The organism is Sphaerisporangium sp. NPDC051017, assembly GCF_040683095.1.
GTDB lineage: Bacteria > Actinomycetota > Actinomycetes > Streptosporangiales > Streptosporangiaceae > Sphaerisporangium.
The window spans coordinates 145,992-157,353 of record NZ_JBFBCI010000011.1; the positions used below are offsets into that span (position 1 = coordinate 145,992).

An 11,362-nucleotide genomic window follows, 5' to 3' on the forward strand; every position below is an offset into this window, starting at 1 on the left:
CCGCCTGATGATCGTCGAAGTCGTGCGAGCCCCGACCGGTGCGCGGCGCCGGTGCACGCCCGGCGCTGGTGGACCTCTCGAATTTAGATGAACTCGCTTATCGGAACTTCCGGAGAGATGGCTCATGAGGACAAAATCTGCGAAAAAGTCCTGGTCTGGTACTATATTCTTTACCCCGCGCTTATTTCCCGAATAGTGAAGTAGCGGATCTTCGTACGGATTCGCCGTCGCATCACTGCCCGTTTTGATGTGAAATAGCGCATAATTTCGGCATAAAGGCCGTCGGGTTGGGGGAGACCCCGCCGCGCCCCTGCCGTCCCGACCCACCGCCAGGCCCCGTTCCCGCACGGTCCCCGCCCCGTCTTCGCACGGTCTTCCCGCGGTTCCCGGCCCGGTGCGGGGTCCGGTCCAGGGCGCCTCCATCGCCCCGCGAGCACCCGACCAGCGCCCAGAGGGAGGGTGTGCGGACAAGGAGATACGCCACCACGCCGCCGGCCCGCGTACCTCCGGCAGTGACGGGAGGAATGCCATGCGACCACACGCCCGACCCGCGGCCCGCGCGGAGCGCCCCGCATGACCGCCACCTCCGCCGCCCCGGCGTCCCGCACTCCCACGCCCTTCGCGCCTCCCGCGCCCGCCGAGCCCGCCCCGCTGTGGGTGCACTGCCCCGGATGCGCCGCGCCCGTCTACGGCGAGCACTTCCGCCGCGGCCTGCGCGTCTGCCCGGCCTGCGCCCACCACGACCGGCTCGGCGCCGCCGAGCGGGTCGGCCAGCTCGCCGACCCCGGCTCCTACCGGCCCCTGGCCGCCGCGCCCACCGTCTGTGACCCGCTCGGCTTCACCGACACCCGCCCCTACCCCGACCGCCTGGAGCAGGCCCGCCGCGACACCGGCCTGCGCGAGGCCGTCCTCTGCGGCACCGCCACCCGGGACGGCCACCCGCTGGTGCTGGCCGTCATGGACTTCGCGTTCATGGGCGGCAGCCTGGGCTGCGCCGTCGGCGAGCAGGTCACCGCCGCGGCCGAGCACGCCCTGGCCACCGGCACCCCGCTGGTGATCGTCTCGGCCTCGGGCGGCGCCCGCATGCAGGAGGGCGCGCTCGCCCTGATGCAGATGGCCAAGACCAGCCAGGCGCTGGCCGACCTGGACGACGCCGGGCTGCTCACCGTCTCGGTGGTGACCGACCCCACCTACGGGGGTGTCGCCGCCTCCTACGCCACCCTCGGCGACGTCATCCTCGCCGAGGCCGGCGCCCACATGGGCTTCGCCGGGCCCCGCGTCATCGCCGGAACCCTCCGCCAGACCCTCCCCGAGGGCTTCCAGACCGCCGAGACCCTGCTGGCCGGCGGCCTGGTGGACGGCGTCCTGCGCCGCCCCGAACTGGCCGCCGCCCTGACCCGCCTGCTGGCGGCGGCCTCCTGGGCCCGCCGCGGCCGCCCGATGCCCGCCGAATGGCGCGACAACGCCCCGCCGCTGGCACGCCGCGCCGAGGACCTGCCCGAGGACGACACCGCCGCCTGGGCCACCGTGACCCTGGCCCGCGACCCCGGCCGCCCCACCACCCTGGACTACGCCGGCCACCTGCTGGAGGGCTTCCAGGAACTGCGCGGCGACCGCGCCTCGGGCGACTGCCCGGCCATCGTCGGCGGTATCGGACGCCTCGGACCCGTCCCGGTCATGCTCATCGGCCACCAGAAGGGCCACGACACCCGCGAACTGGTCGCCCGTAACTTCGGCATGGGATCACCCGCCGGGTTCCGCAAGTCCGCCCGCCTGATGCGCCTGGCCGCCAAGCTCGGGCTGCCGATCCTCACCCTCATCGACACCCCCGGCGCCCACGCCGGCGTCGAGGCCGAGGCAGGCGGACAGGCCCACGCCATCGCCGAGAACCTGCGCCTGATGTCCCGCCTGCCCGTCCCCATCGTCGCCGTGGTCACCGGCGAGGGCGGCAGCGGCGGAGCCCTGGCCCTGGGCGTCGCCGACCGCGTGCTGGCCCTGGGCAACGCCGTCTACTCGGTGATCAGCCCCGAAGGATGCGCCGCCATCCTGTGGCGCGACGCCGCCGCCGCGCCCACGGCCGCCGCCGCGCTTCGCCTGGGCGCCCGCGAACTGCTGCGCCAGGGCATCGTCGACGCCGTCGTCCCCGAACCCGAGGGCGGAGCCCACCGCCACCCGGCCCTCACCGCCCGCCTGGTCGGCCAGGCGGTCGCCGCCACGCTGCACGAGCTGGTACCGGCCGACCCCGCCCGCCTGGTGGCCGACCGCCGGGCACGATTCCGCCGCTTCGGCCTGCGCGCCTGACCCGGCGCCCGGCCCCGTCCCCGCACCCGTGACATCGCGCCGGACATCACCCGGACACCGCGACCGATACGGCGTCCGGCACCGCGTCGAAGGAGGACGTGCATGACACCCGAAACCACCGGCCAGGACGAACGCGAGCAGGTGCTGGACTGGGTAGTCCGGCACGCCGCCCGGCTCGGCTCGGCCGGCCAGGCACCCCTGCGCCGGATCACCGTCTCCACCGCCACCCTGGCCATCGACGTCCAGTGGTCACCCCCACCCGGACCGGCCCCAGGCGGCCACGGCCCCGCCCAGGACGCCGCCCACGTCCCGGCCCACTCCGGCGCGACACCACCGGGCACCGCGGCCGATCCGGCGGGCACGGCCGACGGCACGGGCACGACGGGCACGACGCTGGTCACCGCGCCCATGGTCGGCACCTTCTACCGCGCCCGCGAACCCGGAGCACCGCCATTCGTCCAGGTCGGCGACCTGGTCGAGGCAGGCCAGCAGATCGGCGTCATCGAGGCGATGAAACTCATGAACGCCGTGCAGGCCGAGCACGCCGGCCGCGTCAGCGAGATCGTCGCCGAGGACGGCACGCCCGTGCAGTACGAGGAGCCGCTCCTGGCCCTGGTGCCCGGCGACGCCCCCTGACCTGTCAACGCCGCCTCAGGAGCGCCCCGAACTCCCGAACCGCTGAGTCGAAGCTCGGCCATAGGCACAGCCGCCGGCCATCCCATCTGATCGTTTTCCTCGAAAGACCGGAACCTGGAGCGCGATGTTCACCACAGTTCTGATCGCCAACCGGGGCGAGATCGCCCTGCGCGTGCTTCGGACGTGCCGCGAGATGGGCGTCCGCACGGTGGTCGCCCACTCCACGGTGGACCGCGACTCCCCGGCGGTCCACCAGGCCGACGAGTCCGTCCAGATCGGACCGCCCTCGCCGCGGCACAGCTACCTCAACCCGGCCGCGATCATCGCCGCCGCCCAGCAGACCGGCGCCGACGCGATCCACCCCGGCTACGGCTTCCTGTCGGAAAGCCCGGAGTTCGCCGAGATCTGCCACGCGCACGGCATCACCCTGATCGGCCCGCCGGCAGGCGTCATCGCGCGCCTGGGCGACAAGGTCGCGGCCCGCGCGTTCGCCGCCGAGGCACACCTGCCGCTGCTGCCCGGCAGCCCAGGACCGGCCGACAGCGTCTCCGAGGCCGCCCGCACCGCCGACGCCGTCGGCTACCCCGTCGTCCTCAAGGCCTCCGCGGGCGGCGGGGGACGGGCCATGACGGTGGTGCACGACCCCGGCGACCTCGCCCGCGCCTACGCCACCACCCGCCAGGAGGCCACGGCCCTGTTCGGCGATCCGCGCGTCTACGTCGAGAAGTACCTCGACGCCGCCCGCCACGTCGAGGTGCAGATCCTGGCCGACGCCCACGGCGAGGTCGTCCACCTGGGCGCGCGCGACTGCTCGGTGCAGCGCCGCCGCCAGAAGCTCATCGAGGAGACCCCGCCCCCCGGCCTGCCCGCCGCCACCATCGAGCACCTGGGCGAGCTGAGCGTACGGGCCGCCCGCGCCGCCGGATACGTCGGCGCCGGCACCTTCGAGTACGTACTGGACGAGCACGGCGCCTGCCACTTCATCGAGGTCAACTGCCGGCTGCAGGTCGAGCACCCCATCACCGAGATGGTCACCGGCGTCGACCTGGTCCGCGAGCAACTGCTGGCCGCCGCCGGGCAGCGCCTGTCCCTGCGGCAGGAGGACCTCACCGGCGCCGGGGTGGCCATCGAGTGCCGCGTCAACGCCGAGGACCCCGCACGCGGCTTCCTGCCCACGCCCGGGCTCATCGAGGGGTTCGTGCCACCCGGAGGGCCGTTCACCCGCGTCGACACCCACGCCGCCGCCGGAACGCGGATCACCGCCGACTACGACCCGCTGCTGGCGAAAGTCTCGGTCTGGGCGCCCACGCGGGCGCAGGCACTGGCACGGGCGGACCGGGCACTGGGGGAGTTCGCCGTCCGGGGGCCGGGGGTGCGCACCAACGTGGCGTTCCTGCGGGAGGTGCTCACCCACCCGCTGTTCCGGTACGCCAAGCACACCACCTCGCTGGTCGAGCAGATGATGGCCACCCCCCTGGATTGATCTACAATGTAAAGGCCCTCGGTGGTAGGCAGATCAAGATCATTTAAGGACTGAAGACTCCGCCAACGAACACACGTGCCGTTAACGAGCGGCACACCAGGTGACAAGTAGCCCGCCAGCAGCCTTCGGATCGAAGGGGGAACCTCAGGGGGCGCGTATCTACTTTGGACTGGAGATCTCCATGTAGATGCCGGCGACGGAAGGGCTCTGGCCCTTGCGCTTTCTGGCGGGGATGATCAGGTCGGGCTGGATCTGCTCGACGGACTCGCCGTTGGCCCGGCGCCGCGGCACGGTGTGCAGCATGTCGTCGGTGATGACCGGAGGCCGACCGTCGTGCTTGCCCTTGCGGGCCGCGGTGTCGAGCCCTTCCAGCGTCGACTCCCGGATGTTCTCCCGCTCCGTCTCCGCCATCGCCGGGAAGGCGGACCCGCAGGCGGGTGCTGATCTTCTCGCCGGAGCCCGCGCAACGTCCGGACATGCCGATGGCGGCGAGTTCGCGGGGCATGACGAGCATCGGAACGAAAAGTCCCGCTAACAGAGCAGAGTTGAGCGGCTTACCGTGACCTTCCGTTCGGTTGCGTCATCACGAGAGCGCTTTCGCAGGTCACGACTTGCGGGTGGGCCGGTGGGGGCTGTGATGCCGCGACTTGGGCGGGGTGGATTCACCCGGTGCGCGGCGACCTCGCCAGCCCTGGACTGTGGCCGGCGGCCGCTTACGGTGGGGCTATGAGCGATGACGAGCCGAAGTTCGGCTACGGCCTGGGGCAGCGGCCGCTGTGGAGCGAGCGCGATCGCGACGCCGAGCGTGTTCGTGACGCATTGCGCGGTGCTGGGCTGGTGGAGTTGAGCGACGGCCGGAACGGCTTCGTGGTGGAGGGCGGAGGGATGGGCCAGCCGTTCCTGGTGGCCTTCGCCGGACCTGCCAACGTTGTCTTGGGTGACTCCAAGTAGTCAGCTAAGTAAGGCAAGTAAGGTGAGCGCGTACTTGGCTTAACAGTATTCAGGGATCTTCAGGAATGTCAGTCATGTCAGGTGCACTGCCTCGGCACTACCGGCCTGAGCGGGCGATGGCTGCCGATGAGTCGGTATCGTGGGTGGTGGTCGAGGCCCACACTCGCCGGCTAGGACCACTGAGGACCCCTTGGAATTTGTCCTCTAGCGACGCGATCCGGGTCGTTTGTCCGTCAGCGGGTTGGTCCGTTCACTCTTGGGAACCTCAGAACACACCGCCGGCCCCGCACACGCACCGGCTCGAGGCAATCCGCTGAGACCGGTACCGCGTCCCTCAGGGCCCCTCACGAGCCTTGGGAGGAAGGCATCCGTCGTGTCGGCGCCGTCAGAACGACCTGCTCGCATTGACGCTCTCGGTTCCAAGTACGTTCAGAAGAGCCAAAGCCTCGGCGCCAGGGGACCCTGGCGGCGCGCTGTAGAGCACGAGGTGCTGGTCGCGGTCCGTGAGCGTAAGCGAGTCGCAGTCGACGGTGATCTCCCCGACAACCGGGTGACGGAAAGTCTTCGTGAGCATCGGCGCAGCCTGCACGTCGTGCCGCTCCCAGAGTCGGGCGAACTCGGGGCTGGCGTCGCGGAGTTCGTCGACGAGTTCGGTCACCGCGGGGTCGGACGGGTACCGGGCGAGGGTGGATCGGAGCCCCATGACGACGTGGTGCCGGAACTCCGCGGCGTCGGAGATTCCGTACAACGTCGCATCGGCGCGCGCCGACCCGAGGAATGCCCGGCGCGCGAGATTGCGGTCCTCCGGGGCGAGCTCAGCAAAGTCCTCCATGAGCGCGGCCGCGAGGTCGTTCCACGCGAGCACCTCGAACGCGGCGGACATCACGCAAGCGGCCGTCTGCGGCAGCCGCTCGAGGAGCGCGAGGATGCTCGGGCGGACGTCGCGCCGATGCAGTCCGGTACGGCTCGGCGCAGTGCCCGCGAGGACGTGGAGGTGATCGGACTCGGCGTCCGTGAGCCGCAGCGCGCCTGCAATCCCGGCGAGGACCTCGCCCGACGGTCGCGGCGCCCTGCCCTGCTCGAGCCGGACGTAGTACTCCGTGGAGATATGCGCGAGGACCGCCACCTCCTCGCGGCGAAGACCCGGTGTCCGGCGTCGCGAGCCCGAGGGGAGGCCGACGTCCTCCGGCCGGAGCCGCTCGCGACGGCTACGGAGGAACGCCCCAAGCTCCTGCTTGTCCATACCCCAAGTCTGCACGCTGCGCGGCGACGGATCCTGGTACCGCCTGTGCCTGCATCCGGTCTGGAGGCCGGCCTGACACTGTCGTCATGACGAACAACATTGACATCGCACCCATCGGCCTGCTCACCGGCAAGGTTGTGTTCATCACCGGCGCCAGCCGCGGCATCGGGGCGGCCGCGGCCCGGCTCTTCGCCTCCGAGGGTGCCGCCGTCGTGCTCGCTGCCCGCAGCACCGATGGCCTCCAGCGGATCGTCACCGAGGTCCGCGCCGACGGAGGCGTCGCCGACGCCGTCACCTTGGACCTCGCCGACCGTGCGAGCATCCGCGCGGCGGTCGACCGCGTCGAGGAGCTGCACGGACGGCTCGACGGCGCCTTCAACAACGGTGCGGCGATTCAGCAGCCCGGCCCGCTCGACACCACGAGCGAGGAGGACATCGACGAGCAGTTCGCCGTGAACTTCCGGGCGCACTGGACCGCGATGACGGTCGAGGCTGCGCTCATGCGCCGGAGCGGTGGCGGGGCGATCGTCAACACCTCGAGCATCGGCAGCCGCCGCGCGAACCCAGAGCTCCCCGCGTACGCCGCCATGAAGCGCGCGCTCAACAGCATCACCGAGACTGCCGCGGTGACCTGGGGGCGGCAGGGGATCCGCGTGAACGGCATCACCCCCGGCGGCACCGCCACGGAGATGATCGACGCGTGGGAGGCGGTATCCCCGGGCATCGTCGAGCGCAATAACGCGGCGACCCCACTCGGCCGCATGGCCGAGCCCCGTGAGGTGGCCGAGGCGGCCGCGTGGCTGCTCAGCGACCGGGCCTCGATGGTGACCGGCGCGATCATGCCGGTGGACGGCGGCGCCGGCGCCTGAAAGGGAGAGCCCGGGCAAGCCGTCGTCGTAACCCCGTCAATCGTCGAGAGGGCTGGCGAGATCAGTATGCGGCAGCAAAGAGGTGCCTGAGATCGGCGGCTGGCGTGGCTACCGGGCTGTCCCAGGCGCGAACCACGATGGACTTCGGCGGGCCCGCTCGAAGCTCTCCCGACAGGGCGGGGTCGGCTCCGGCGGCACTGAGCCGGGCCCGATTACGTGCCTCCAGCGCCTGCCAACGTGCCTTACGTGCCAGAAAAGATCATCACGCTCTGACCTACGAGAAGTGACCAACAACCCCAGATAACTCCAGCCGCGGCGGAGCGCTCAGCGCGGACTGCGCCGCTGGCCGGGGTCGGCTTCGGCGGTGATGCGGGCGGCGTAGGTTCGGTGCGCTTTGCGCTCGGCCGGTTCGGCGCCGTCAGCGAGGGCGGCGCCCTGCTCCAGCGCGGCGCGGTGGAGCGCAAGCGGGGCCGCGAGGCGAACCGAATAACCGTGGCCGCAGCGGATGATCTGCCCGGACGCGAGGGCCTGGCGGACGGCTTCGTCGCCGATGGTGCGCAGGTGGTCGGCCAGCAGGCCGGGCAGGTCGAGGATCACGTCCGGGTCGGATGCAGGCTCGCCGGTGTCGGCCGGGGCCATGGCGAGGTGGTTGGGCAGCGTGCTGCGCACGCTTTTGGACATGTACGGCCTGGAGCACATCAACCACACCGCCGACGCGGACATCTCGACGATCACCGACGTGTGGGACCTGTCCACCACCGAGCGCCTGCAGGGCGCCGGGCGATGCCTGGAGAACCACCAGACCGGTCAGGGGCATGCGGACACGCTCGGCCTGTGGCACTGCGAAGCCGCCGCCGACCAGCAGTGGATCAGGCACGCGGACGGCACGATCCGCCAGTCCGGCAAGTGCCTGGCCGCCACCCCGAACGGGAACGAGGCCGAACTCGCCGACTGCGACGGCACCCCCGCGCAGACCTGGCAGCCCGGCACCGACGGCTCCCTGCTCAACCCGGCATCCGGCCGATGCCTCACCGTCCCCGGCTCCAAGGTCGCCAACGGAACCCCGGCGGAACTCCGGAACTGCGACGGCACGATCAACCAGAAGTGGCTGGTGCCCGGCTACAACACGCCCCACTCGCTCACAGTCGACACACCCTCGACCGTCAAGCCCGGCGCCACCGCCACCGTGACCACCACCTACACCAACGACAGCAGCCCCCTGGCGCTGTCGAAGGCCTCCGTCGACCTCACCGTGCCGAGCGGCTGGACGGCCGAAGCCACCTCGCCCGCCACGTTCGGCTCGGTCAAGCCCGGCCAGTCGGTGAAGACCACCTGGACCGTCACCGCCCCGGCGGACGCGACGTCCGGCCTGTACGCACTGTCCGCTGAAGCCACCTTCAGGAACGCGAAGGTCAGCGACGAGGGCACCGGCTCGATCGACGTTCCGTACGCCTCTCTCGCCGCGGCGTTCGACAACCCCGGTATCACCGACGACAAGAACACCTCCGTGGGAGGCTTCGACACGACCCGCCACAGCTACTCCGCTCAGGCGCTCGCAGCGCAGGGCCTGATCCCGGGAACCACCGTCACGGCAGAGGGAGCCACCTTCACCTGGCCGAACCTGCCGGCCGGTGTCGAGGACAACGTCAACTCCACCGGGCAGAAGGTCGAGTTCTCCGGTAAGGGCTCGAAGCTCGCCTTCCTGGGTTCGTCCTCCAACGGACCCTCGACCGGCACGGGCACGATCACGTACACCGACGGCACGACCCAGACGTACACGCTCTCCTTCAGCGACTGGACGCTGAACGGCGGCCGCGCCAGCGCGCTGCCGGGCAACGGCGTCGTGGCGAAGATGACCTACCGCAACAGCGCGTCAGGCCTGGATCGTGTGAGCACTTACCTCTTCTCCACCTCGGTGCCCATCGACCCGAACAAGACCATCGACATCGTCCAGCTGCCCAAGCCGGCCTCGGGCTATCTCCACTTCTTCGGAATGGAAACGGCCTCCTGAGATCTCCCCGCGGGCGCCTCAGCACGGACACGCTGAGGCGCCCGCGGCGCAGGCACTCCCGAGCACGACCCCGTGGCACCGGTGCCGCCCTCGCCGAACACCTGCTCACCGGCCCTTGCCCTTTCGGACCTGCTTGGTCTGCCATCCTCAGCGCCTACCGCCAATCCCCGTTCCAATACGCCCCGGGGGGCCGGATCCCCCCGCGCCGCGCGTAATCCCGTTGCCCGGGCCGGGCACGGTGTGGAAGTCTCTCGGCCGAGACCGCCACGGGCGGATCGCCGATACGAGAAGAGCAGGGGCTGGGGGAGTGGTACGGAACGCCGAGATGACCGGGGCCGCCGGGACACCACTGAACGAGGCACTGGCGGGGTACCGGCCGTCCACGCCGCAGGAGGCCGCCGACCTGAAGCGCCTACGGGCACTGCTGGCCACCGGCGGTGACCCATGGAGCCGCGCCACACCCCTGCACGTGACGGTGTCAGCCGTCATCGCCGACCCGGCCACGCGCCGGGTGCTGCTGCGCTGGCACGCCCGCCAGCAGACCTGGCTGCAGGTCGGCGGGCACGCAGACCCGGGGGAGAGCGACCCGCTGGAGGTCGTGCTGCGCGAGGGGCAGGAGGAGACCGGGCTGGCCGACCTCACCCTGTGGCCGGGATCCTCCCTGATACACCTGGCCATCGTCCCCGTCGCCGCCGGAGGGCACGAACCGGCGCACGAGCACGCCGACCTGCGCTACCTCCTGCGCACCGGCACGCCCGAGGCGGCGCGGCCGGAGAACGCCTCGGCGCCGCTGCGCTGGCTGCCGGTGGAGCAGGCGATGGAGACGACATCCGAGGACAACGTCCGCGAGACCCTGTCACGGGTGGAGCGCCTGCTGCGGCACGCCCCGGCCGACGCCGGCTGAACCCCGCGCCGCGCATGGGCCGAGGCCGCACCCGGGGTCGCGGGTACGGCCTCGACGCTCGCGGGCGCACCACCACCCGGCCGGCCAGGGGCTACGGCAGGGTCGCCAGGTGCGGCTTGACCGTGCGGGAGAAGCTCCAGTTGTTGGACGCGTCCCAGTTGATCGACCAGGTCATCGCCCCGCGGATGCCCGGGTAGGTGCGCGGGGGGACGAACGTGCCGCAGTTGACGCGCTTGGCCAGGCAGTCCAGCGCGCTGTTGACCAGGGACGGCGCCACGACCCCGCCACCGGCCGCGCCCGGCCCGGCCGGCAGGCCCAGGGCCACCTGGTCGGGACGCAGCCCGTTCTCCAGCTGGATGCACGCCAGCGCGGTCATGAAGTTCACGGTGCCCTGGCTGTAAGCCTGCGCCTGGTCACAGCCCAGCATCGAGCCGGAGTTGTAGAACTGGGTGTGCACGACGGTGAGGATGTCCTTGATGGCCAGCGCGAGCTGGAAGTAGCTCCCCCCGGTCGACTGCATGTCGATCGTCTGCGGCGCCATCGTGATGATCAGGTCGGCCCCGGCCTTGGCACGCAGGTTGCGCAGCGCTTCGGCCATGTAGGTCGGATTGAGCCCGTTCTCCAGGTCGATGTCCACGCCGTCGAACCCGTAGGTCTGCATCAGGGCGTAGGCGCTGTCGGCGAACGCCGTCGCCGCCTGGGAACTGGCCACCTGTACGCGGCCGAGTTCGCCGCCCACCGAGAGGATCACCTTCTTGCCGCGCGCGTGCAGGGCCTGGATGTCGGCCTTGAACTGCGCCTCGGTGTACCCGCCTACCGCGCTGGCCAGCCCGGGGTCGAGGTGGAAGGAGAGCTGTCCGGCGGTCGCGGTGGCCTCGGCGAAGGCGCTGGAGCTCGGGGCGGCCTCGGCGGGCGGCGCGTACGACCCTCCGCCCGAGCCGCTGGACTCGGCCATCCTGTTCGC

11 protein-coding genes are annotated in these 11,362 nt (G+C 71.4%); 7 read left to right on the forward strand and 4 right to left on the reverse strand.

Translation table 11 applies throughout. The features are described from left to right. Positions 1–573 precede the first annotated feature (573 nt). The 3 genes from accA to AB0M95_RS12935 all read left to right on the forward strand — a co-directional run bounded on the left by accA (position 574) and on the right by AB0M95_RS12935 (position 4,420). Complete coding sequence (gene accA, locus AB0M95_RS12925) at positions 574–2,301, forward strand: acetyl-CoA carboxylase carboxyl transferase subunit alpha (RefSeq protein ID WP_363762900.1); 1,728 nt, start codon at positions 574–576, stop codon at positions 2,299–2,301. A gap of 102 nt (positions 2,302–2,403) precedes the next feature. After that, on the forward strand, positions 2,404–2,937 hold the full coding sequence (locus tag AB0M95_RS12930; RefSeq protein ID WP_363762902.1) for a biotin/lipoyl-containing protein: 534 nt from the start codon (positions 2,404–2,406) through the stop codon (positions 2,935–2,937). 124 nt (positions 2,938–3,061) lie between these two features. After that, positions 3,062–4,420, forward strand: coding sequence for a biotin carboxylase N-terminal domain-containing protein (locus AB0M95_RS12935; RefSeq protein WP_363762905.1), 1,359 nt, complete (start codon positions 3,062–3,064; stop codon positions 4,418–4,420). 159 nt (positions 4,421–4,579) lie between these two features. On the opposite strand, the gene AB0M95_RS12940 is transcribed toward AB0M95_RS12935, so the two are convergent. Then, positions 4,580–4,831, reverse strand: a complete 252-nt coding sequence (locus AB0M95_RS12940; protein WP_363762909.1) for a hypothetical protein — start codon at positions 4,829–4,831, stop codon at positions 4,580–4,582. 315 nt (positions 4,832–5,146) lie between these two features. Here AB0M95_RS12940 and AB0M95_RS12945 point away from each other — a divergent pair, with 315 nt between their 5' ends. After that, on the forward strand, positions 5,147–5,371 hold the full coding sequence (locus AB0M95_RS12945; protein ID WP_363762912.1) for a hypothetical protein: 225 nt from the start codon (positions 5,147–5,149) through the stop codon (positions 5,369–5,371). Positions 5,372–5,756: 385 nt separating this feature from the next. Here AB0M95_RS12945 and AB0M95_RS12950 read toward each other — a convergent pair whose 3' ends face one another. Beyond that, the gene (locus tag AB0M95_RS12950; RefSeq protein WP_363762915.1) at positions 5,757–6,614 is read right to left on the reverse strand and encodes a helix-turn-helix transcriptional regulator; all 858 of its coding nucleotides are present in this window, start codon (positions 6,612–6,614) and stop codon (positions 5,757–5,759) included. A gap of 86 nt (positions 6,615–6,700) precedes the next feature. Here AB0M95_RS12950 and AB0M95_RS12955 point away from each other — a divergent pair, with 86 nt between their 5' ends. Further along, on the forward strand, positions 6,701–7,483 hold the full coding sequence (locus AB0M95_RS12955; RefSeq protein ID WP_363762918.1) for an SDR family oxidoreductase: 783 nt from the start codon (positions 6,701–6,703) through the stop codon (positions 7,481–7,483). 324 nt (positions 7,484–7,807) lie between these two features. On the opposite strand, the gene AB0M95_RS12960 is transcribed toward AB0M95_RS12955, so the two are convergent. Continuing rightward, positions 7,808–8,152: a hypothetical protein gene (locus AB0M95_RS12960; protein WP_363762921.1), complete on the reverse strand. Its 345-nt coding sequence runs from the start codon at positions 8,150–8,152 to the stop codon at positions 7,808–7,810. Here AB0M95_RS12960 and AB0M95_RS12965 point away from each other — a divergent pair. Further along, entirely contained in the window at positions 8,142–9,494 is a 1,353-nt protein-coding gene (locus AB0M95_RS12965) for a ricin-type beta-trefoil lectin domain protein (RefSeq protein ID WP_363762924.1), read from the forward strand. The genes AB0M95_RS12960 and AB0M95_RS12965 overlap by 11 nt on opposite strands. 325 nt (positions 9,495–9,819) lie before the next feature. Continuing rightward, the gene (locus AB0M95_RS12970; protein WP_363762927.1) at positions 9,820–10,398 is read left to right on the forward strand and encodes an NUDIX domain-containing protein; all 579 of its coding nucleotides are present in this window, start codon (positions 9,820–9,822) and stop codon (positions 10,396–10,398) included. A 91-nt stretch (positions 10,399–10,489) separates the two neighbouring features. Here AB0M95_RS12970 and AB0M95_RS12975 read toward each other — a convergent pair. Further along, positions 10,490–11,362 (reverse strand): chitinase (locus tag AB0M95_RS12975; RefSeq protein ID WP_363762930.1); only part of this gene is annotated, 873 nt, incomplete at its 5' end.